We start from the raw sequence: 21,055 nt of genomic DNA on the forward strand, positions 1-21,055 counted from the left end.
GGAGGTAGCTCCTCCTCACTAAGATCTAGAGGCATAATGCAAACTTCTGAAATTCGTTCCCGTTGGCTCGACTATTTTGCAAAACAAAATCATCATTTAGCAGAGTCTGTTCCCCTGGTGTCCCCAGATAAATCGATTCTGTTCACTATCGCGGGAATGGTGCCGTTCATTCCCTATATTGTAGGAACCGAGCCGGCACCTTGGCCGCGGGTCGCCAGTGTGCAAAAGTGCATCCGCACCAACGATATTGAAGAAGTTGGTAAAACTACCAGGCATGGCACTTTCTTCCAAATGTGCGGGAACTTTAGTTTCGGTGACTATTTCAAAGAGGGTGCCTCCACCATGGCCTGGGATCTGCTCACCGGTTCTGTCGACGAAGGCAAATACGGCCTGGATGGCGATAAGTTGTGGGTAACTATTTGGGAAAACGATGCTGAAGCCGAGGACATATGGCTAAATCAAATCGGCCTCGACCCGATGCATCTACAAAAGCTGCCCCGTGAAGAAATCTTTTGGGATACTGGGCAGCCCGGTCCGGCCGGACCGTGTGCTGAAATCCACTTTGATCGGGGAAGCGGTTACGGCCCGGAAGGTGGCCCCGAAGTAGATACCGGTGGCGACCGCTATCTGGAACTGTGGAACCTGGTTTTTGATCAATACTTACGCGGTGAAGGACGCGGTAAAGACTATCCGCTGCTGGGCGAGCTAGATGAGAAATGCATTGATACCGGCTTAGGTTTGGAGCGTCTGGCGTTTTTGCTGCAAGGCAAGGACAATATGTACGAGATTGACCAGGTGTTCCCGGTGATTGAAAAGGCTCAGGAGCTATCTGGGAAACGCTACACGCAGGGTAAAACTTCCAATGATCCTAATGACGTCCGGATGCGGGTAGTAGCTGACCATGTGCGCAGCGCTTTAATGCTCATTGGGGATGGAGTGCGTCCCGGTAATGATGGTCGCGGATATGTACTGCGTCGCCTGATTCGCCGAGTAGTTCGCGCCATGCGACTCTTAGGGGTAGAAAAACCGGTTTTTCCGGATCTTTTGCCGGTTTCCAAGCGTGAAATGGCAGCCTCCTACCCCGAATTAGACCGGGATTGGGAAACCATTTCTACTGTGGCTTACGAGGAAGAAGAAGCCTTTAGGCGCACGCTAGAGTCCGGAACTTTAATTTTTGACCAGGCGGTGTCCCAGATGAAGAAACGCCACGCGACCGAGCTATCTGGTAAAGATGCCTTTACTTTGCACGACACCTATGGTTTTCCAATTGACCTCACGATTGAGATGGCCGCCGAACACGGTATTGAGGTTGATCGCGAGAAGTTCACCGAGTTAATGCAGGAACAAAAGAACCGTGCCCGCGAAGATGCTCGGACTAAAAAGACTGGGCACGTGGATGCGCGTATCTATCATGAACTGGAAGCTGAACTCGGTCACGAAGTCGAGTTCGTGGGATATACCGAAGATAGCTGCAACGCCAAAGTGATTGGACTGCTAGCTGATGGACAGGCAGTACCGGCTGTTTCTACCGGAAGCAACGTCGAAATCGTCTTAGATGCCACTCCGTTTTATGCGGAAATGGGCGGACAGCTGGCTGATCACGGAGTAATCCGTTCCTTCCAGGGAGCTAAGTTTAAGGTCGAAGATGTGCAAAGTCCGGTCGCCGGTCTGCGGGTACACCGCGGAACTCTTCAAGCGGGACAACTCGCAGTAGGTGACGAAGTGGTAGCCGCGATTGATACCGCTCGCCGCCAAGCGATTGCCCGTTCCCATACGGCAACCCATATGTTACATAAGGCGTTGCAGGAGACTTTAGGCGCCCAGGCCACCCAGGCAGGCAGTGAAAATAACGAAAACCGGCTGCGTTTTGATTTCCACCACGGTAAATCGCTAAATGATGATCAAACAGAGCAGATTTTTGACCGGATTAATGATCAGCTGCGTGAAAATCTGCCGGTTAATACCGAGATTATGTCATTAGAAGCTGCCAAAAAGTCCGGTGCTACCGCGTTATTCGGGGAAAAATATGGGCAAGAAGTTCGGGTAGTTGATATTGGTAACGGCTGGGATCGCGAGCTTTGCGGCGGTACCCACATGCCAACCACCGGATACCTTGGACAGGTAGTTTTGATGTCTGAAAGCTCTATCGGGTCAGGGGTTAGACGAATCGAGGCTCTAGTAGCCGATAAAGCCGCTGATTTTCAGGCAAAAGAGCATGAACTAATTACCCAAATCGCCAAGATTATGGGAACTAAGCCAGAAATGATTCCTGCCCGAATTGATGATGCACTACTTCGCCTGCGTCATGCCCAAAAAGAACTAAACCGTCTGCAGCAAGAGAATCTGTTATCACGGGTAGGGGAGTTAGCGGCCTCTGCCAAAGAGATTGCGGGAAAGCGGGTAATCAGCTTTAATGCGGGACAGGTGCCTGGGGAAGCCCTCAGGGTACTTGCAGAAGCACTGCGTCAGCATTTACACGATGCCAATGCGGTAGTAGCAGTAGGGGGCGTATTTAAAGATCGTCCCTCGGTAGTTGTTGCCACTACCGCTAGCGCTCGCGAAAAAGGACTTAAAGCCGGGAATTTGGTGAAGATCGCTGCCCAAACCATGGGAGGCGGCGGAGGAGGCCGACCCGACCTGGCACAAGGCGGAGGTAAAGACGCAGGTAAGCTTACTGAGGCTCTGCAAGCGATTGAACGCGAGATTGCAAATAGCTGATGCGTACTGGTGTCAGACTGGCGATAGATCTGGGTACTAGACGCATCGGGGTGGCTCGCTCCGATGCGGCAGGTATCTTGGCGTTGCCGGTGGAAACTGTTTACCGTGACGGCGGGCAAGAAATGTTTCGCATCACGGAATTGGTAGCTGAGTACAATGCCCAGGAAATCATCATTGGCCTACCGCGTTTACTCAGTGGAAAAGAGGGCAAAAATGCCGCCGACGTGCGCGCGTGGGGCGCCGAATTGGAACAGCTGTTACCAACTTGTAACATAAGACTTGTAGATGAACGGCTCACCTCGGTGAGCGCTCATCAGCAGTTGCGCTCTGCCGGAGTTGGAGGGCGTGACCATAAGAGCGTCGTAGACCAACAGGCTGCAGTGCTAATCCTGGAGCAGGCGCTTGAGATAGAACGGCGAACCGGACGTCCCCCGGGATTGCCACTGGCTAACGGATCTGAAAGCGAGGGAGCCTGATGAGCCGGGAGGAAGAAACTGCTGAGGTTAGGAGGCATTTTCCATCCCGCCGCGCCGATAAGAACAGCGTAGCGGAGCCTGCACAAATGCCAGATTCTGCTAACCTCGACAGCTATTGGGAAGGGGAGTCTAAAGCGACTGCTCCTTCTCGGTCAGCCGTTACCGGACGCAGTGCCCGGCGGAAAGCTCGCCGTAAAAAGCGTACTATTGCGGCAGTGGTAATCCTGGTGGTCATTGGATTAATTACCGGAGCCTCGGTTATCGCTGCCAAAGAACTCGGAGGAATTAGCGGAATAATTTCTGGGGGTGAAGACTATGAAGGCAAAGGCACCGGGGAAGTAATCATCGAGATTCCGGAAGGAGCCTCGGGCAAAACTATCGGAGGAATCCTCGAAAAAGAAGGAGTAATCGCGGACGCGGACGTCTTCGCCGACATATTTAAGAAAAACTCTTTGGCGCAAGGGGTGCAAGCCGGACGATTCCGAATGCACAAACGGATGTCTTCCCGAGAAGCCCTGGCAATGCTGCTAGATCCAACCTCCAAAGCAGATATTAAGGTAACTATTCCCCCCGGGTTTACCGTTAAGCAAATTAAGACCCGCTTAGAAGAAACTGCCGGTTTCAACGCTGATCAAGTGGCTGAGGCCTTCGCAGATCCCGCCGAATACGGTATCCCCGGGCAAAGTGAAGAGTCTTTCGAAGGCTGGCTAGCTCCCGATACCTATACCGTTTCCACCAAACAGAGCATAAAAGATCTGGTAAAAACCATGGTGGACACTCAGATCAAACGCTTAGATGAGGCGGGAGTGGCTCCCGAGCAGCGAGCGGGCGTCCTCATTAAAGCTTCTATCTTAGAAAAAGAAGTCAACCTCGATAAATATTACGCCCAGGTCGCTAGGGTTATAGAAAACCGTCTCCAAGATAATCCGGATACACACGGATTCTTACAAATGGATTCCACGGTGGTTTATGGCCTCGGCCGCTCGGGAGGAATTCCCAGTAGCCAAGATCTAAAACAAGACACCCCCTATAACACTTATAAACATAAGGGACTGCCCCCAACTGCAATCGGAACCGTAGGGCTAAAAGCACTGCAAGCAGCGGTGAAACCGGCTGATGGCAAATGGCTCTACTTCACCACGGTCAATCTGGACAGTGGGGAAACTAAGTTTGCCCTCACTTTAGAAGAACAGAAGAAGAACGTGGAGGAACTTAAGCAGTGGTGCCAGGAAAACCAGGGCAAATGCAAACGCTAACTCCCTGGGCAGCGGTAATCGGATCACCGATTCACCATTCGCTGTCTCCAGTTCTCCATCTGGCAGCCTATCGGGATCTCGGGCTAAATATTGACTATCGCCGGATAGAGGTCACCAAGGAGGCGGTGGAGCCATTTTTGGCTAGCTGGCCTCAAAACCTGGTGGGACTGTCGGTGACTATGCCTTTAAAGCAGGTGATTATGCCTCTGCTATCCCAAGTTGATGGGTTAGCCAAAGCAACCGGAGCTGTAAATACCGTAGTTCCCTTCCCGGGAGGAACCACCGCCGGATTTAACACCGATGTTTATGGGCTGGTGGCAGCCATTAAAGAGGCTAAGGGCCCAGATTTCAGCCCCGAAAAAGCGGTCATAGTAGGATCTGGGGCTACTGCTTCCTCGGCGCTAGCAGCTTTAGCCGAACTTGAAGCCGCTCAGATTAATCTGCTGGCGCGCAGAGTATCGGGGACAGGTAACGCCCTTCAGGCGGCGACCCGGTTAGGAATCGATCACGGATATATTCCCCTAGCCGCCAGTGATAAAGCCCGAGAAACCTTGCAGGCAGCGGAGTTGATTATTTCCACCGTTCCCCGTGAAGTTCTGGATCGTTTTTATAAAACTATTTCCTTTAACCCGGGACAAACCGTATTAGACATTGTGTATGACCCTTGGCCAAGTGAACTCGTAAAACAAGCTCGCCGCGGCGGTGCCAGTATAATTTCCGGCAAATCCATGCTGCTACATCAAGCCCAAATGCAGGTTAAGTTATTTACTTCCCGCACTCCCGATCTAGAAGCTATGCGAACGGCTCTCAAGGAGGTATAACGGCATGAAAATGCAATTGTTAGTCCTAGTTATCGCGCTAATATTCGCGGGAGTTGGAAACCTGGCATACGGGTTACCCAAGGTAGATAAGTATTTTCGCCTTTCTGGACGAGGGAGAGCATTTTGGAATAAACCGTGGGTGATAGGTCTGATAGCTGGGGTTGCGGTGGGAACTGCAGTAATTATACGGTTCGGATCCATCAATTTACTGCTACTGTTTCCCTTACTTACCCTGGGAACAGTGCTTTCAGTTATCGATGCGGGCACCCAAAGGCTCCCGCGCTCGATGACTCTAACTTTCTTGATCCTGGTGGTAGCAGTGGTTATCTTGGCGGGTTTTATTACCGGACAGTGGGTAAAACCGGCTTATGCTCTCATCGTAGCGATCGGAAGCTTTATACTGCTACTCCCGGGTACTTTTGTACGTCACGGTATAGGTGCCGGTGATTTGCGGCTAGTTCCCCTCTTGGTGGGATTGGCTACCTGTTCCTCTTGGCATTGCCTATTGGTTATGGGGATCCTTTCCGTAGTAGGTAGTGGCCTGTGGGCGCTTTATCTGGTGATAGCGAAGAAAGCTAGCGGTTCTACCCGCATTGCTTTCGGGCCGTGGCTGCTAGCAGCCACCTATATCGCTCTGCTAGTGGTTCCTCGCTAGAAAACGTAGTTTTTTAGCCGGGGTACTTAGCTGTTCTAGAAGTGGAAAGCTGGGCCGCAATAATTGGTTCCATGAAAGAATGAAGCCATGTTGAGATGGATGAGCGCCGGTGAATCGCATGGCCCCGCGCTGGTAGGAATCTTGGAAGGAATGCCCGCGGGGGTAGAAATCACGACCGCAAAAGTCGCCGAGTATTTAGCCAGTCGGCGCGCCGGCTATGGACGCGGGGCTCGCCAGAAGTTTGAGCAGGATCGTGCCCATCTGGTAGGTGGGGTGATCAGAGGAAAGACTACCGGAGCTCCCATAGCACTGCTGATAGACAATAGCGAATGGCCAAAATGGGAAACGGTGATGAGCCCGGATCCGGTAGCTCCGCAGGCACTAAGAATCGATGCTGGAAAAGGCGACCAGCGGGAAATTGCTCGCAATAAACCTTTGACGCGTCCTCGTCCCGGACACGCGGACCTTGCGGGAATGCTGGCCTATGATCTGGAAGAGGCTCGCCCGGTTTTAGAGCGTGCCAGCGCCCGAGAAACCGCGATGCGGGTGGGACTGGGAGCCTTCGCGCAAGAATTCTTAAAACAAGCCGGCGGAATAGAGCTGGTTTCCTATGTAACTCAAATTGGAAAAGCCGAGCTACCAGTCAATTATCCAGTTCCGGACTTGAATCAACAGGACAACCTAGCTGAAAACCCGGTTAGGTGTCCCGATAAAACCGTTAGCGATCAAATGATTTCCCAGATCGATGCGGCTAAGAAAAATGGCGACACTATTGGGGGCAGTGTCGAGGTAGCTGCCTATGGGGTGCCGATTGGTCTCGGCAGCCATGTGGCGGCAGACCGGCGCTTAGATACTCGTTTAGCGGCAGCTCTAATGTCGATCCCCGCGGTGAAAACCGTAAAAATAGGCGATGGCAATCAGCCTTATCTGCCAGGGTCGGCGGCTCATGACGAGATTGTTCGGGCAGAAAACGGAGAAATAACCCGAGCTTCCAACCATGCGGGCGGGATCGAAGGTGGCATGTCGAACGGACAGCTAATCCGGGTCAGTTGTGCCTTCAAACCGATCTCTACCGTACCTCGTGCTTTGCGCAGTATTGATCTGGCAAGCGGGGAAGAAAGTCGGGCGATCCATCAACGCTCCGATACTTGCGCGGTAGTTCCCGGGGCGGTAATCGCCCAGGCACAGGTGGCATTAGTCCTCGCTGATGCTTTGCTGGAGCATGTGGGGGGATATTCCGTAGATCAGGTACGCGAGAACCTGCAGGCCTACCAAAAGCGCGTGGAGGCGAGGCTATGACTAGCCAAAAACAAATAGTTTTTATTGGTTTGCCTGGCAGCGGTAAAACCTCGGTAGGCAGGCTCGTGGCCTCACGGTTAGCTTGTTCCTTCCGCGACGCTGATCAAGTGCTTAGCGAGCAGGCAGGAATGTCGATCCCCGAGATTTTTGCTACCCGCGGTGAGGACGGCTTTCGCGAGCTAGAAGTAAAGACTATTGCGGAACTACTCGCTAGCGACACTGCGGTGCTAGCTCTTGGTGGAGGCGCGCTCACCCGGGAGGAAACCCGCTTAGCGCTGACAGGTAAAGATGTGGTTTTCCTAGATGTTTCACCTTCCCAGGCGGCTGCCCGCGTGGGTAAAGGTACTGACCGTCCACTTTTAACTGGTGCCGACAGTCCCAGTGGGAAGCTAGCACAATTAGCAGTTCAGCGCCGTGACAGCTACCTGGAAGCTGCTACCTTAATCGTTCCCGCTAACGGCACTCTTAGCGAAGTCTCCTCCGCGGTAATGCGGGGATTAGGCAGAAAGGAGCAGCTCCCGGTTCGCCGCTACAACCTGGGTACTTTGGCTGCTCTACCAACGCAGTTTAAGGGAACGTCGCGGGTGATTCCGGTAACTTCCGGTGCCGGGTACCAGGTCATCGTGGGGCAGGGGGCAGGAACCGCCCTCACTCAGATGCTACAAGAGCGTCCTCGGAAAGTATTCTTAATCTATCCGCCGCCACTTTCTGGCGCTGCCCGTAACTTGGCTAATAGCCTCACCCAATCTGGACAAGTTGTGAAATTATTCGAGCACCCGGATGGAGAAGGAGCCAAAAATATCCGGATCGTGGAAGATGCCTGGCGCTGTCTGGGTGAAAACCATTTTTCTCGCGAGGACGCGGTGGTGGCGCTAGGAGGCGGAGCGACTACCGATATGGCGGGCTTCGTAGCTGCCACCTGGCTGCGAGGAATTGAATTAATTAACCTACCAACTTCTTTGTTGGCGATGGTAGATGCGGCCATAGGAGGCAAGACCGGAATCAACACTTCCCTAGGAAAGAATCTGGTGGGATCGTTTTATCCGCCAAGCGCCGTTATTTGTGACCTCGATTATTTGCATACGCTACCGCCGCGACAGTTACGTGCCGGCTTAGCAGAGGTCATTAAATGCGGCTTTATTGCGGATCATAAAATATTGCAGCTGCTAGCTGGGCACCGCCCCGACACGCTGATGCGTTTTCCTGCCACTATGGAAGAAATAATTAGCCGCGCCATTAATGTTAAGTCCGGAGTAGTTAGCCAAGACCTGCGGGAAGGGGGCATGCGGGAGTGTCTGAACTATGGGCATACCCTCGCCCATGCGATAGAAAAGGCTAGTGCCTACCAAGTGCTACATGGGGAAGCGGTAGCCATCGGGATGGTGTTTGCTGCCCAGGTGGCAGTGGAAATGGATCTGCTCACGCCCTCGCAAATGCAAAATCAACGCCGCCAGATTGCCGCGGCGGGGTTGCCGACCGTTTGCCCGCAATATCGCTTTGAGCAACTGGTGAAAATCATGGCTTCGGATAAAAAAGTTCGCGGGGGAGTTATCCGCATGGTACTCACCAACAGTCGCGGACAGATTCAGGTCACCCCAATCACCGATTACCAGCTACTACAGCGAGCTTTTAATGCTATAAACCGGGCTGGTACCGTTGCGGACTCTCCGCCTTTTCCGGGTCAGGTGCAGCCAAATGAATAGGATTGTATTCTTGATTGGGCTGCCTGGAAGCGGAAAATCTACTATCGGGGAAGCGCTAGCAAGAAAATTCGGGTGGAACCTGGTTGCTACCGATAGTGAGGTAGCCGCCGAATTGCAGGTTGCGGCGGATACTGCGCTGCTAACAGTAGGGGAGGAGCGCTATCGCGAGGTTGAACGGGAAATATTGCGCGATCTCTTGCATGATCTGCCCCGCGAAAACACCATCGTGGATTGTGGCTCCGGCGCCTTAGATAACCCGCAAACCTTGAGTGAGCTGCAAGGCTTGCCTGGTGCTGAAGTGCTGGAACTGGTGATTGACCTATCGACTATGGCCGATCGCGCCGGGCTCAATCGCCCTCGCTCCCTAGGATTGGGGATGCCGCGGGCGTGGTTGCGGCAGATGGGGCAGGAGCGACGCCAGCGATGGCAGGTTCTGCATCCCTTAACGGTAGATGTTTCGGATTTATCGAAAGTGCAGGCGCTGCAAAAGGTGGCGGAGGCTTTGAGCCTAGGAAGTGAAAGTACCGGTTAGGGGCAATATTTTCAACCGTCGCGCGATTAAAGTAAAGTAGTAACGATTGATTTTGACTTGGGGGTATTAAGTTGGCGACAACAAATGATTTGAAAAACGGTCTGGTACTAAAACTTGACAACCAGTTATGGCAGGTTGTGGAGTTCCAGCATGTTAAACCGGGTAAAGGTCCGGCTTTCGTGCGTACCAAGATCAAGAATGTTTTAAGTGGCAAAACGGTTGATCGTACCTTTAATGCCGGGGTAAAAGTTGAGACCGCAACAGTTGATCGTCGGGATATGACCTACCTGTACCAAGATGGTACTGATTTCGTCTTCATGGATGACAACACCTATGAGCAGGTGATGATTACCTCGGAAATCGTAGGAGACGCCAAGAACTTCCTCATTGAAAATCAGCGCGCAGTAGTCGCTTTTCATGATGACCAGGTATTGTTCCTGGAGCTGCCCGCCTCGGTAGTCATGCAGATTACCCATACTGAGCCCTGGCTGCAGGGTAATCGTTCTTCTGCGGGAACCAAACCGGCGACCGTAGAGACTGGTTATGAAGTTCAGGTTCCGCTGTTTGTGGAAGAGGGCGAGAAAATTAAAGTTGATACCCGCTCCGGTGATTACATCTCCCGGGTTAAGGAATAGTAGCTAGTGTCCAAGAATCGGCTATCTCGGCGTACCAAAGCCCGGCGACGGGCAGTTGATACCCTTTACGAAGCTAATCTCAAAGGTCTAGATCAAGACCCGGATGATTTGCGGGAGCTGGTACTTCAGCGACAACAACTCACTACCGCGCAAACCACCTTGCCTGATTATGCGGCAGAAATTGCCGAGGGCGTGGCTGAGCATCTTTTCGATATCGATATGACGCTCAGCCAGTATTCTCGGGCATGGGCGCTAGATCGCATGCCCAAACCGGATCTAGCGATTTTGCGTTGCGGAGTGTGGGAGATTCTTTACAATGAGGATGTCCCCTGGAAGATTGCAGTAGACGAAGCGGTAGGTACCGCGCGAGCGATTTCCACTCCGGAATCACCAGACTTTATAAACGGAGTGCTAGATGCTATCGGGCGCTCCACTGACAATAATTCAAGTGAGTAGTAGCCCTTGAGGCATAAAACTGACGCTTGCGTCCTCGCCAGCCTGGCTGCACTCAGCTTTTAGGAGGCAGCTATGAGCGCAATAGTTTTCCGCGGAGCAAATATCCTGGGGGAAAATCGCGCCGATATTTTGGTAGAGGGCGAAGAAATCCGCCAGGTCGGCACCAATTTGTCGGTAGAAGTCGGCACGGGAGTTAGCGAAGTTGATGCCCAGGGTCTAATAGCGTTGCCTGGACTGGTGGATCTGCATACCCATTTGCGTGAGCCCGGCGGGTGTGACGCTGAAACTGTTGACACTGGTACTGCCGCGGCCGCTAAGGGCGGATATACCGCAGTTTTCGCCATGGCGAATACTACCCCTACCCAGGACTGTCCACCGGTAGTTGAGCAAGTCCTGGATTTAGGGCGTAAAGCCGGCCGGGTAGATGTATATCCGGTGGGCGCAGTCACTAAGAATCTGGAGGGAAAAGAGCTTTCGGATCTTAAGGGAATGCATCAGTCGCGGGCTGCGGTAAACGTGTTTAGTGACGATGGCAAATGTGTTTTCGATCCGCTGCTGATGCGGCAGGCTTTAGAGATTGTCCGCGATTTTGACGGGGTTATTGCCCAGCATTCCCAAGAGCCGCGCCTGACTGAAGACTCGCAAATGAACGAGTCTTACTTAGCGGAAGAACTTGGGCTAAAGGGCTGGCCGACCGTTGCGGAAGAGATGATTATTGCCCGCGATATTTTGCTGTCTCTCTACCTGGATGTGCGAATTCACGTCTGCCACCTGTCAAGCGCCAGAGCGGTAGAACTGGTGCGTTGGGGCAAATCCCAAGGTGCACGTATAAGTGCGGAGGTCACGCCCCATCATTTATTCCTCACCCAGGAAGAAGTAAGAGGGCGAGATCCGCTATTTAAAGTAAATCCGCCGCTACGGTCACAAAAAGACGTGGAGGCAGTGCAGGCCGGATTAGCAGACGGCACCATAGACCTGGTGGGCACCGATCATGCTCCGCATCCTCGCCGGCTCAAAGACTGCGATTTTGAATGCGGTGCTTTTGGGATGATCGGACTGGAAACTGCACTGGCAGTGGTGGCTACTACTATGGTGCAAAACGGAAAAATGACTTGGCGCGATCTGGCACGCGTCATGTCGGTTACCCCGGCAAGAATTGGGAAAGCCGAGGGGCAGGGAGAGGAAATCACTGCCGGATCGGTAGCAAATCTATGCTTTGTATCTGCCGATACTTCCTGGCAGGTTCACCGCGAGAGACAAGTTTCTCGCTCCGATAACACTCCTTTTGTGGGCAAGGAACTACTGGGGCAGGTGCGCCACACTATCTATCGGGGCAATCCCACAGTTTTAGCTGGAAAGTTACAGTTTTAAGGAGGAAATGTGCGTCGCTACGGGTTACGTTTAGCGCAGGCTATGGAGGAAAGAGGCAATGTTTGTGTAGGTATTGACCCTCACTCCTCACAGCTTTCTGCTTGGGGATTGGAGGACAACCTCCAGGGCTTGCGTACCTTCTCCTTAACTTTGGTGGAAGCGATGGCGGGGCAAGTACCGGTAGTAAAGCCCCAATCGGCGTTTTTTGAACGTTTCGGTGCAAGCGGTATCAAGGTGCTGGAGGAAGTACTGGCGGCTTGCCGTGAGGCGGGTTTATTAACGATTTTGGATGTTAAACGTGGTGATATCGGTTCCACAATGGCCGGTTACGCGCAGGCGTATTTGAGCGCAGATTCCCCGCTCGCAGCGGATGCGATTACGCTCTCGCCCTACCTGGGATATGGTTCGCTGGCGCCGGCTCTAGACTTAGCCAAGGACAATGGGAAAGGGATCTACGTTTTAGCCCTTACTTCTAATCCGGAAGGATTCCAGGTTCAACATGCCCAATGTGCCAGCGGTAGAAGCGTGGCGGCCGACATAATTTCGCAGGCTGAACACACAAATAAAACAGTTAGTGATCAAGGTCATATCGCAGATGTGGGTTTGGTTGTGGGCGCCACCACCGGAAATGCCGCGAAAGATTTAGGAATAGATTTTTCAGCATTTTCGGGATCGATTTTATCGCCGGGAATTGGCGCTCAAGGGGCTACACCAGCAGATATACAAAAAATATTCGGAAAAAGTACCTTCCGGGTACTGGCATCAACTTCCCGGGGAATATCTTCAGCTGGTCCGAAAGTATCAGCTTTGCAAGCGGCCTCCAGGCGAATAATTGAACAAATGAGTGATATTTTTCGCAACTGATCTGGCAAAACTTAGCCAATAGTTTGGCTTAAATGGAAAAAACAACTAGTGTTTTTCGTGTTGTTATCCCGTAAATCTAGATGAAGAGGTAATACAAAATGGCACTTCCTTCTTTGACTCCCGAACAGCGCGCACAGGCTCTGGAAAAAGCCGCTCAGGCTCGGAAGGCTCGCGCTGAAACTAAGGCGAAGCTGAAGAACCGGGAATTGACCCTATCTGAAGTAATCAAGAACGCTCAGGATGATCCGTACTTGGGCAAGATGAAGGTTCAGGCTCTGCTGGAGGCTCTGCCTCGGGTAGGCGCCACCACCGCTGCTGCGGTAATGGAGGAGATCGGCATCGCCAAGTCGCGTCGTATCCGCGGTCTAGGTGAGCATCAGCGCGCTGAGCTGGTTCGTCGCTTCGGCTAGTAATCTAACTAACTTATTGCAGTATGGGACCCAAGATTTGGGTCCCATACTGTTATTTACCGGAAAAGTTCGGAGTGAAAAGTTTACCCATGTCTCGCCTTTATGTATTGGTTGGCCCTTCCGGGGTAGGCAAAGGAACTGTGGTTAAGGCTTTACGAAAAGCCCATCCCCAGGTAAACGTAACGGTTTCTGCTACTACTCGTTCGCCCCGTCCGGGTGAACGTGACGGCATCGACTATCACTTCCTAAGTGAAGCCCAATTCGATGAACTGGTGGCCAGCGATGGCTTTGTGGAGTGGGCGATAGTTCACGGCCAAAAACGCTACGGTACTTTACGTTCTGAAATCGCAAAGTATATTGCCCGCGGCGAGGACGTGATTTTAGAAATCGATCTAGCAGGCGCGAGGCAGGTGCGGCGCACTAACCCCGATGCTTGTTTTATATTCCTACAAGCTCCCAGTGAAAAGATCTTGCAAGAACGCTTGCGGGGAAGAGGCACCGAGGGAGAAGCTGAGGTAACTCGGCGTTTACAGACCGCCGAAATAGAGATGGCAGCTGCCGGAGAATTTGAGCACATTGTGGTCAACAATCACCCTGATCAGGCTGCTAGCGAACTAGCAGCTCTAATGGGAATAGCGTAAGATTCTTCGTGAAGAGGTGGCGCTTGGCCACTGATAATAGAAATGAGAGGACAATATGTCGGGTACTGTTGCTAGCCCGGAGGGGATCACCAACCCTCCAATAGATGATCTATTGGAAAAGGTAGAGTCCAAATATGCCCTAGTGGTCTATGCGGCTAAACGGGCACGGCAGATTAACACTTACAATCTGGAGATCGCGGAAGGAATGTTTTCAACTCCTGGGCCGCTGATTGACTCCAACCCTGAAGACAAAGCTCTAGGTATTGCTTTGCGCGAAATTGATCAGGGAGTATTAAATTTGAAAGAGCATGACGATTCTTCCCAGGACTAACTGAACTATGTCGCAGCGCCGCCAAATTGTTGTCGGGGTGGGGGCGGGCATTGCCGCCTACAAAGCCACCCATGTGGTGCGGGCATTAGTTAAAGCCAACTTTGATGTCTGGGTAGTTCCTACCCCGGCATCGCTAAAAATGATCGGGGAAGTTACCTGGCAAGCCCTCTCCGGTAATCCGGTTTACACGAAGGTAGATTCCCCCTCCAGCGGAGTTGGGCATATTGAATTAGCCCGCGAGGCCAGCGCGATAGTAGTTGTTCCCGCAACTGCTGATCTATTGGCACGGATAGCCCACGGCATTGCTAACGATATGCTCACCAACGTGATTTTGGCGGCTGACTGCCCGCTATTGTTAGCTCCGGCGATGCACACCAATATGTGGGAAAACCCGGCTACTAAGGAGAATGTGCAAACCTTGCAAGCCAGGGGAGTGCGTTTTATCGGCCCGGTGGCGGGTGCCCTGTCTAGCGGAGATCAAGGGCTAGGCCGGCTGGCACCGGAAGAAGATATCTACGCCGAGGTAATCTCGGTTCTTGCTACCGGAAAATGGCAGGGCAAAAAGGTAATGGTAAGCGCAGGGGGAACCCGTGAGCCTTTAGATCCCGTGCGTTTTCTCGGGAATCGATCCTCCGGGCGCTTTGGAGTAGAGATTGCCCGGCAGTTTGCTTGGCAGGGAGCGCAGGTAACCTTGTTGGCTGCCAATATTGAACCAACGCTCCTGGAATCTTTACCTGCAGGGGTAGAAGTGGTTGCTACTCCTAGCGCGGGAAAGATGCACCAGGTGGCACTAGACTATTTCCCCCATATGCACGTTGCGGTAATGGCGGCGGCGGTAGCGGACTATCAGCCAGTAGATTTTCAAAGTGAAAAGATCAAGAAAGTTCCTAATCAAAAGGAGTTTTCTTTACGGTTGCGACCGACTGCCGATATTTTGGCAGATTTAGCCAGCAAGAAACGTCCCGATCAGCTAGTAGCCGGATTCGCGGCGGAAACCGGCAGCTGGGAACGAGTGCTGCAACTGGGCAAAGAAAAGGCTCGCCGCAAAGGAGCCGATATTATTTTTATTAACCAAGTGGGCACCGAAACCGGATTCGGAGATATCGCTACCAGAGTTTGCGCAGTTGACAGGGAAGGTAGTCAGATCGGGGAGTTTTCGGGCAATAAACCCCAAGTGGCTACCCAGATAGTTACGCTGGTGCGCCAGCAGCTGCAGTGACTGACACGATGCCGCGGTGGAGCGGCACTGATCCACTAGCTACCCTGAGATCCCGGGTGCAGACTAAATCCCTGGCAGGAACCCAACAAGAGCTACTGTCCGCTCCTAAGGAACCTCGTGGCAAATGGGATAACACTGACGCGATCGCTCGAGTTATTCCCGATGTTTCGGTTTTTCATCTCGCCAGCGGCCTCGATTACACGTTTCCGACCCGTCTACAGTCGAAAGTACAGCCCGGATGCTTAGTGAGTGTAAAAATCGCCGGCAAGCTGGTACATGGGTGGGTAAGGGATATTCGCGAAGCAGAACCCACCCAGCGGCGTTTACGGCCAATCAGCCGGATCCTCAGCCCCCATGCTTTGGTGTCGGAAAACAGCTTTTCATTGGCCGATCAGGTAGCTAGGCGTTATTCCGGAAGTTTATCCGCGGTATTACGCCAGGCGATCCCGCCGCGCCGCGCCAATATTGAAAAAGAGTTCTTTGAATCTTTTGTACCTGGCTCTGCGGCAACCAAAGAGCCCGAGCTAGGGGAGCTGGTCGGGGACAGAAATTCCACGGATCCTCTGGTTGCTTCCTATCGCGCTGGGACAGCCATTTTAGAGTCTTTAGAACAGGGGCGAACTAGCCGCGTGGTGTGGCAAGCGCTTCCCGAACCCGCCCTGCCGGCTCCCTTCTCTCAGATCGCCCAGCTCATCTCCCATTCCCTAAGTGCTAGTGGCTCGACGCTCTGTCTTTTCCCCACTAGCAAGCTAGCGCAGGAGTTTGCTGCCTACTGGAGTGAGTATGCTCCTATCGGGGCGCCCTCAGCCTTGGAGTATCACTCGGATTTGGGAGCGAATGCCCGTTACCGCGCCTTCTTAGAGTGTCGTTTTAACCATCCTCGTCTGGTGATAGGAACGCGTTCCGCCATTTTTGCTCCCTTGGAAAAACTGTCTCTGCTGTTGATTTGGGACGAGGCAGCCGAAAGCTATCAGGAAAAATCTGCACCTTATTGGCACACCCGGCAAGTAGCAATGCTGCGCAGCCAGCGTGAAAAAGCTTCTTTAGTTTTGGGAAGTTTTTCGCGTTCACCCCAAGCGCAAGCTTTAGTTATGTCTACCTGGGCGCGCGAGTTGGCTCCCGAAAATCACCAAATTCCGCTGCCTAAAATTTTTACCCCCGAATATGAAAATCGAGACGACCCTTCCCTCGGGCAAAGCGGGCTATCTTCTTCCGCCCTACAGTTTCTACGGCGCGGATTACAAAACGGTCCGGTATTAATCCAGGTTCCCCGCAAAGGAGGACGCGGCGGCCTGAGCTGCGCTAATTGCTTAGCGCCGGTGCGTTGTCCGCAGTGCCTAGGGCGCGTAGAGCACCTGCGCACCCAGTTTATTTGCCATAGTTGCAATCATCATTTTCAGTTTTCTTGCCCGCGTTGCGGGGCTAAAGCGACCCGCGCTCGGGTGCGCGGACACCAACAAATTGGAAGCGAACTAGCGGCCGCGTTTCCGCGAGTCCCTGTTTATAACTGTGACGCCGATAATTCTTTGATGCTTATCGGTGCTATGCCAGCCTTGATCGTGGCGACTGCGGAACAAGAACCGGTAGCCAAGGGTGGGTATGCCGCGGCGCTACTACTAGATGCAGGTATGATCCTTAGCCTAGATAGGATTTGGGCAGCGGAAGAAGCGCTGCGGCGTTGGGCAAATACCGCCGCTAAAGTTTCCGCTACTGGGCAAGTGATGCTCACCGGTGATCCGGGGCAGCGCCTAGCTGAAACTTTTAAACACCGAACTTTTAGTAGCTGGGCAAGCCAGGAGCTCCTAGGGCGAGCAGAAGTTGGGATTCCCCCTACCGCCACCTTAGCGGTTATTCGCGGCCAAGAGGACGCCTTGCACCGTTTCCTTGCTGAGTCCACCTTCCCCGATTCCCAAGTTATCGGGCCGGTTAGGCAGCAAGAGCACTTCCAGGTGTTGGTACGTTCCCGTTTGGATCAAGGTGAGCACTTGCGCGAAGAGCTGCGCCGCCTGCAAGCGGTGGCTTCGCGAAAAAAGTGGGGTCAGATCCAGGTACAGGTAGATCCCCAAGATCTTTAATGTTTCCTGAGATAGCGGTACTTAACTGATAACATTTCCTCTATGCGTGTCTTATTTGCCGGTACTCCCGACTCGGCGGTACCTGTCCTGAAGTATCTGCTCGACTCGGAGCATGAAGTGGTGGGGGTGCTAACTCGCCGCCCTGCTCGATCTGGTAGAGGTCGCAAGCTTACGCCTTCTCCGGTGGCACAGGTGGCTGAAAAGGCTGGCTTGCCGGTTTTTACCCCCTCTTCTTTGAAAGACACCAGTGAGCGCCCTGACTTTAAAGCATTAGGCGCCGACGTGGCGGTGGTAGTCGCCTACGGGTTGCTTATTCCGAAAGATTTATTAGAGGTTTTCCCGCACGGCTGGATTAACCTGCACTATTCCCTGCTGCCTAAATGGCGGGGAGCCTCTCCGGTGCAACATTCGCGCATCGCTGGGGAAGAAATCACCGGGGTTAGTATTTTTCGGATCGACGAAGGGATGGATACTGGCCCTATCTATGCGGTTGATCCGATCCGAGTAGCTCCGCAGACCACCGCAGATTTGTTGCTGCAGCGCTTAACCGACACCGGAATCGGGTTGCTGCCCCACGTCCTCGCCGCGTTGGAAACTGGAAATGCTAAAGCCCATCCGCAAGCAAGCGAAGGCGCCAGCTACGCGCCTCTGCTTCGCAAAGCTGATGCTCAAATACCGTGGGAAAAGGATGCCCAACAGGTAGCGGATATGATTTGCGGCTTTACCTCTGAGCCGGGAGCTTGGACGCAGCTGCCTGATGGTAAAAGGATCAGTATCTACCCCGTTATCGAAATGAAAGAACATGATACCCTGCAGCCCGGTCAGGTGCGGGTTACTAAACATGAAGTCACCGTAGGAACCGGCAGTAACGATGTGAAACTTACGTTTGTCACCCCGGCTGGAAAAAGAGAAATGGCTGCCGATGCCTGGGGACGGGGACAACGATATGGGGAAGAGTTCTTCTTTAGTATCCCGGGCGAAAGTGAGTCAAACTAGTGCGACCAGATCGTTCCTCAAAAAAATATTCCACCGGCAAGTCCCGGGATAACCGAAGCAGAAAGCGGGGAGGAAACCGTCTCGAACCGGAGGAATGGCGTCCCCAAACCGATCGGGTACGTACCTTGGTTTTCCAGGTACTCCTGGCAGTAGAGGCCAAAGATGCCTATGCGAACCTATTGCTGCCCCCCAGGCTTACCCGCTCCCAGATCGCCGGGCGCGATGCTGGTTTCGCGACCGAGCTAACCTATGGGACGCTGAGAAGCCAAGGCTACTACGATTGGATAATCGATGAATGCTCTACTCGCCCGGTAGCCGCCTTGGAAAAAGAAGTGCTGATTATATTGCGTATGGGCTTGCATCAACTGTTAAATATGCGAGTTCCCACCCACGCAGCGGTCAGCGAATCGGTGAATCTCACGAAACAGGAAGCCAATGAGGGAGCCGCTGGGCTGGTCAACGGGGTTTTGCGACAAGCAGTGCGCCTGGCTGACAGTGGAGAACTTGCTTGTCGCCTGGGCGCCCTTAGTAAATCCCGCCGCCTGGCAATTGAGTATTCCCATCCCGCTTGGATTATTGCCGCCTATCGCGCGGCTTTAAGTGAACACGCAAAACTGGGTGCCCAGATTCCCAGTGACGATGATTCCCTGGCGGCATTACTGGCAGAAAATAATCGCGCCCCCTATATCAATTTGGTGGCGCGGCCTGGCTTGGTTGATCGAGAAGAACTTGCCGATGCGGTAGAAGATATGGGGCAAGATGTTGCCTATTCGACGCTCAGTCCTTGGGGGTTGATTGTGTCTGGGGGAGACCCCGCAGGTCTAGAAGAGGTTCGTCAGGCGCGCGCAGGGGTGGAAGATCAAGGATCGCAACTGGTAGCCGGACTGGCAGCTACCTATCCTTTGGAAGGGAGCGACCAAAACTGGCTAGACTTATGTGCCGGTCCCGGGGGGAAAGCAGCGTTAATGGCAGCTTTAGGTAGGCAACGCGGCGCCCAGCTGATCGCTAATGAGGTCAGCCCCCACCGGGCGAAATTAGTTGAAGATTCGGTGAAGGCGCTCGATAATGTGCGAGTGACGCAAAAAGACGGCACCCAGTTTCCGCTCCGTGAGGGCGGATATGACCGGGTACTGATAGATGCTCCGTGTACCGGTTTGGGGGCATTGCGCCGCCACCCCGAGTCCCGTTACCGTGCCCGTAATGAAACTATTCCGGATATCACCGATCTACAGGCACGTTTGTTAAATCGGGCTTTAGATGTTTGCCGCCCGGGAGGCTTAGTTATATATGCGACTTGTTCGCCGCACCCAGCAGAAACTACCTTCTTAGTAGAGCGAGTATTAAAAGAACGCAAAGATGGGCAGCTGCTAGAACTTACTCCCGTATGGGATCAGCTCATCGATGCCGAGGCCTGGCCACAAGGTCTGGGCTGCGCCGATAAATACTTACAACTGTGGCCGCATATTCATGCCAGTGACGCAATGTTTGCGGTAGTAATCCGCAAAATCCAGAAAGGAAACTAATCATGGGCGTAACTATTTCTCCTTCTATCCTTAACTGCGATATCGCTAACTTGGCTGATGAACTTAAAAAAATAAAGAACGCAGATTATGCGCATGTGGATGTGATGGATAATCATTTTGTACCCAATCTTTCCTGGGGACTGCCGGTGGTAGAAGCAGTAATCCGCCAAAATGTTTTGCCGGTAGATGCCCATTTAATGATCGAGGATGCTGACCGGTGGGCGCCTACCTATGCGGAGGCAGGATGCGCTTCGGTTACTTTCCATGCCGAGGCAGCGGCGGCGCCGATTCGTCTGGCGCGAGAGATTCACCGGCAAGGAGCAAAAGTGGGAATGGCACTGCGTCCAGCTACCGATATCACCCCCTATATTGATATCCTCCCGGAAATCGATATGTTGCTGGTAATGACGGTGGAGCCCGGGTTTGGAGGCCAGTCATTCCTAGAGTCCATGATGGCGAAGGTTCGCCGTACCCGCGAAGCTATTTCTGCTGCCAACCTACAAGTATCACTACAGGTAGACGGAGGAATCACCCGCGAAACTATTAGCGTAGCTGCCGAAGCCGGCGCGGATGTATTCGTTGCGGGTTCGGCGGTTTATAAAGCTGAAGATGCTTACGCTGAGGTGGAGGAACTGCGACGAATCGCCCAGTCCCACTGCTAATAATCACGGTTTTTGCGCAGGGCAAGCAGTAGTGTCCTCCTAATCATTATTCGTGCGCCCCCGGTTACAGGTTTAGGCCAACTGGATTCCTGCCAACTGGAGCCGGAAAGCAAGATTTTTCAAAACCCACTAACCTTAAAGCTATGAAGAGTTTTGAAGATTTATTCGCGGAGTTGCAGGAGAAAGCAACCACCCGTCCTCAGGGTTCTGGCACCGTAAAAGAGCTAGATGCCGGGATCCATGCTATCGGGAAGAAAATCGTAGAAGAGGCGGCAGAAACCTGGATGGCCGCTGAGTATGAAAGCCTTGATGATTTTTGTTTGGAGGTCTCCCAGCTGCTGTATCACGCCCAAGTGATGATGATCGCTAAAGGGGTTAGCCTCGAAGACGTCTACCGCAAACTCTAAGGAAA

The 21,055-nt window shown here is 52.9% G+C and carries 21 protein-coding genes; all 21 read left to right on the plus strand.

Annotated elements, in window-relative coordinates:
• The first annotated feature begins 36 nt into the window (after positions 1–36).
• The 21 genes from alaS (at position 37) to RDM26_RS01925 (ending at position 21,050) form a co-directional block, all read left to right on the plus strand.
• The gene (gene alaS, locus RDM26_RS01825; RefSeq protein WP_307737353.1) at positions 37–2,718 is read left to right on the plus strand and encodes an alanine--tRNA ligase; all 2,682 of its coding nucleotides are present in this window, start codon (positions 37–39) and stop codon (positions 2,716–2,718) included.
• A complete protein-coding gene (gene ruvX / locus RDM26_RS01830; protein ID WP_307737354.1) occupies positions 2,718–3,194 on the plus strand; it encodes a Holliday junction resolvase RuvX in 477 nt (158 codons plus the stop codon). Before alaS ends, ruvX begins: the two co-directional genes overlap by 1 nt.
• Positions 3,194–4,450 carry an endolytic transglycosylase MltG gene (mltG, locus tag RDM26_RS01835; protein ID WP_307737355.1) on the plus strand — a complete coding sequence of 419 codons (1,257 nt, stop codon included), beginning with the start codon at positions 3,194–3,196 and terminating at the stop codon, positions 4,448–4,450. Before ruvX ends, mltG begins: the two co-directional genes overlap by 1 nt.
• Positions 4,438–5,271 (plus strand): shikimate dehydrogenase, encoded by an 834-nt coding sequence (locus RDM26_RS01840; protein ID WP_307737356.1) that lies wholly within the window; start codon positions 4,438–4,440, stop codon positions 5,269–5,271. Before mltG ends, RDM26_RS01840 begins: the two co-directional genes overlap by 13 nt.
• A 4-nt stretch (positions 5,272–5,275) precedes the next feature.
• Complete coding sequence (locus tag RDM26_RS01845; protein WP_307737357.1) at positions 5,276–5,926, plus strand: prepilin peptidase; 651 nt, start codon at positions 5,276–5,278, stop codon at positions 5,924–5,926.
• An 87-nt stretch (positions 5,927–6,013) separates the two neighbouring features.
• Entirely contained in the window at positions 6,014–7,225 is a 1,212-nt protein-coding gene (gene aroC / locus RDM26_RS01850; RefSeq protein WP_307737358.1) for a chorismate synthase, read from the plus strand.
• Positions 7,222–8,928: a 3-dehydroquinate synthase gene (aroB, locus tag RDM26_RS01855; RefSeq protein ID WP_307737359.1), complete on the plus strand. Its 1,707-nt coding sequence runs from the start codon at positions 7,222–7,224 to the stop codon at positions 8,926–8,928. Before aroC ends, aroB begins: the two co-directional genes overlap by 4 nt.
• Positions 8,921–9,460 (plus strand): shikimate kinase, encoded by a 540-nt coding sequence (locus tag RDM26_RS01860; RefSeq protein ID WP_307737360.1) that lies wholly within the window; start codon positions 8,921–8,923, stop codon positions 9,458–9,460. Before aroB ends, RDM26_RS01860 begins: the two co-directional genes overlap by 8 nt.
• 71 nt (positions 9,461–9,531) lie before the next feature.
• Positions 9,532–10,095 (plus strand): elongation factor P, encoded by a 564-nt coding sequence (efp, locus tag RDM26_RS01865; protein ID WP_307737361.1) that lies wholly within the window; start codon positions 9,532–9,534, stop codon positions 10,093–10,095.
• A 6-nt stretch (positions 10,096–10,101) separates the two neighbouring features.
• Entirely contained in the window at positions 10,102–10,551 is a 450-nt protein-coding gene (nusB, locus tag RDM26_RS01870) for a transcription antitermination factor NusB (protein WP_307737362.1), read from the plus strand.
• A 72-nt stretch (positions 10,552–10,623) separates the two neighbouring features.
• Positions 10,624–11,922, plus strand: a complete 1,299-nt coding sequence (locus RDM26_RS01875; protein WP_307737363.1) for a dihydroorotase — start codon at positions 10,624–10,626, stop codon at positions 11,920–11,922.
• 9 nt (positions 11,923–11,931) lie between these two features.
• The gene (gene pyrF / locus RDM26_RS01880) at positions 11,932–12,786 is read left to right on the plus strand and encodes an orotidine-5'-phosphate decarboxylase (protein ID WP_024058831.1); all 855 of its coding nucleotides are present in this window, start codon (positions 11,932–11,934) and stop codon (positions 12,784–12,786) included.
• A gap of 98 nt (positions 12,787–12,884) precedes the next feature.
• On the plus strand, positions 12,885–13,196 hold the full coding sequence (mihF, locus tag RDM26_RS01885; RefSeq protein ID WP_022865224.1) for an integration host factor, actinobacterial type: 312 nt from the start codon (positions 12,885–12,887) through the stop codon (positions 13,194–13,196).
• A gap of 89 nt (positions 13,197–13,285) precedes the next feature.
• Entirely contained in the window at positions 13,286–13,837 is a 552-nt protein-coding gene (gene gmk / locus RDM26_RS01890; protein WP_307737364.1) for a guanylate kinase, read from the plus strand.
• A 55-nt stretch (positions 13,838–13,892) separates the two neighbouring features.
• Positions 13,893–14,168, plus strand: a complete 276-nt coding sequence (gene rpoZ, locus RDM26_RS01895; RefSeq protein WP_278605520.1) for a DNA-directed RNA polymerase subunit omega — start codon at positions 13,893–13,895, stop codon at positions 14,166–14,168.
• A gap of 7 nt (positions 14,169–14,175) precedes the next feature.
• A complete protein-coding gene (coaBC, locus tag RDM26_RS01900; protein WP_307737365.1) occupies positions 14,176–15,387 on the plus strand; it encodes a bifunctional phosphopantothenoylcysteine decarboxylase/phosphopantothenate--cysteine ligase CoaBC in 1,212 nt (403 codons plus the stop codon).
• Positions 15,384–17,462 carry a hypothetical protein gene (locus tag RDM26_RS01905; RefSeq protein ID WP_307737366.1) on the plus strand — a complete coding sequence of 693 codons (2,079 nt, stop codon included), beginning with the start codon at positions 15,384–15,386 and terminating at the stop codon, positions 17,460–17,462. The genes coaBC and RDM26_RS01905 overlap by 4 nt, the downstream gene beginning before the upstream one ends.
• Before the next feature lie 42 nt (positions 17,463–17,504).
• Positions 17,505–18,458 (plus strand): methionyl-tRNA formyltransferase, encoded by a 954-nt coding sequence (gene fmt, locus RDM26_RS01910; protein WP_307737367.1) that lies wholly within the window; start codon positions 17,505–17,507, stop codon positions 18,456–18,458.
• Positions 18,458–19,981 (plus strand): transcription antitermination factor NusB, encoded by a 1,524-nt coding sequence (locus tag RDM26_RS01915; RefSeq protein WP_307737368.1) that lies wholly within the window; start codon positions 18,458–18,460, stop codon positions 19,979–19,981. The genes fmt and RDM26_RS01915 overlap by 1 nt, the downstream gene beginning before the upstream one ends.
• A gap of 2 nt (positions 19,982–19,983) precedes the next feature.
• Complete coding sequence (rpe, locus tag RDM26_RS01920) at positions 19,984–20,643, plus strand: ribulose-phosphate 3-epimerase (RefSeq protein WP_307737369.1); 660 nt, start codon at positions 19,984–19,986, stop codon at positions 20,641–20,643.
• A gap of 143 nt (positions 20,644–20,786) precedes the next feature.
• On the plus strand, positions 20,787–21,050 hold the full coding sequence (locus RDM26_RS01925; protein ID WP_307737370.1) for a phosphoribosyl-ATP diphosphatase: 264 nt from the start codon (positions 20,787–20,789) through the stop codon (positions 21,048–21,050).
• Positions 21,051–21,055 lie beyond the last annotated feature (5 nt).

This window comes from uncultured Varibaculum sp., from assembly GCF_902489465.1.
In the GTDB taxonomy this organism is placed as follows: domain Bacteria; phylum Actinomycetota; class Actinomycetes; order Actinomycetales; family Actinomycetaceae; genus Varibaculum.

Excerpts from the sequence above, each read along its gene's own strand:
- RDM26_RS01845 (WP_307737357.1), top strand. The coding sequence starts at position 5,276 with ATGAAAATGCAATTGTTAGTCCTAGTTATCGCGCTAATATTCGCGGGA.
- ruvX (WP_307737354.1), top strand. The coding sequence starts at position 2,718 with ATGCGTACTGGTGTCAGACTGGCGATAGATCTGGGTACTAGACGCATC.
- RDM26_RS01925 (WP_307737370.1), top strand. The coding sequence starts at position 20,787 with ATGAAGAGTTTTGAAGATTTATTCGCGGAGTTGCAGGAGAAAGCAACC.
- gmk (WP_307737364.1), top strand. The coding sequence starts at position 13,286 with ATGTCTCGCCTTTATGTATTGGTTGGCCCTTCCGGGGTAGGCAAAGGA.
- fmt (WP_307737367.1), top strand. The coding sequence starts at position 17,505 with ATGCGTGTCTTATTTGCCGGTACTCCCGACTCGGCGGTACCTGTCCTG.
- aroC (WP_307737358.1), top strand. The coding sequence starts at position 6,014 with ATGTTGAGATGGATGAGCGCCGGTGAATCGCATGGCCCCGCGCTGGTA.
- rpoZ (WP_278605520.1), top strand. The coding sequence starts at position 13,893 with ATGTCGGGTACTGTTGCTAGCCCGGAGGGGATCACCAACCCTCCAATA.
- mihF (WP_022865224.1), top strand. The coding sequence starts at position 12,885 with ATGGCACTTCCTTCTTTGACTCCCGAACAGCGCGCACAGGCTCTGGAA.
- RDM26_RS01840 (WP_307737356.1), top strand. The coding sequence starts at position 4,438 with ATGCAAACGCTAACTCCCTGGGCAGCGGTAATCGGATCACCGATTCAC.
- aroB (WP_307737359.1), top strand. The coding sequence starts at position 7,222 with ATGACTAGCCAAAAACAAATAGTTTTTATTGGTTTGCCTGGCAGCGGT.
- alaS (WP_307737353.1), top strand. The coding sequence starts at position 37 with ATGCAAACTTCTGAAATTCGTTCCCGTTGGCTCGACTATTTTGCAAAA.
- RDM26_RS01875 (WP_307737363.1), top strand. The coding sequence starts at position 10,624 with ATGAGCGCAATAGTTTTCCGCGGAGCAAATATCCTGGGGGAAAATCGC.
- RDM26_RS01860 (WP_307737360.1), top strand. The coding sequence starts at position 8,921 with ATGAATAGGATTGTATTCTTGATTGGGCTGCCTGGAAGCGGAAAATCT.
- rpe (WP_307737369.1), top strand. The coding sequence starts at position 19,984 with ATGGGCGTAACTATTTCTCCTTCTATCCTTAACTGCGATATCGCTAAC.
- mltG (WP_307737355.1), top strand. The coding sequence starts at position 3,194 with ATGAGCCGGGAGGAAGAAACTGCTGAGGTTAGGAGGCATTTTCCATCC.
- coaBC (WP_307737365.1), top strand. The coding sequence starts at position 14,176 with ATGTCGCAGCGCCGCCAAATTGTTGTCGGGGTGGGGGCGGGCATTGCC.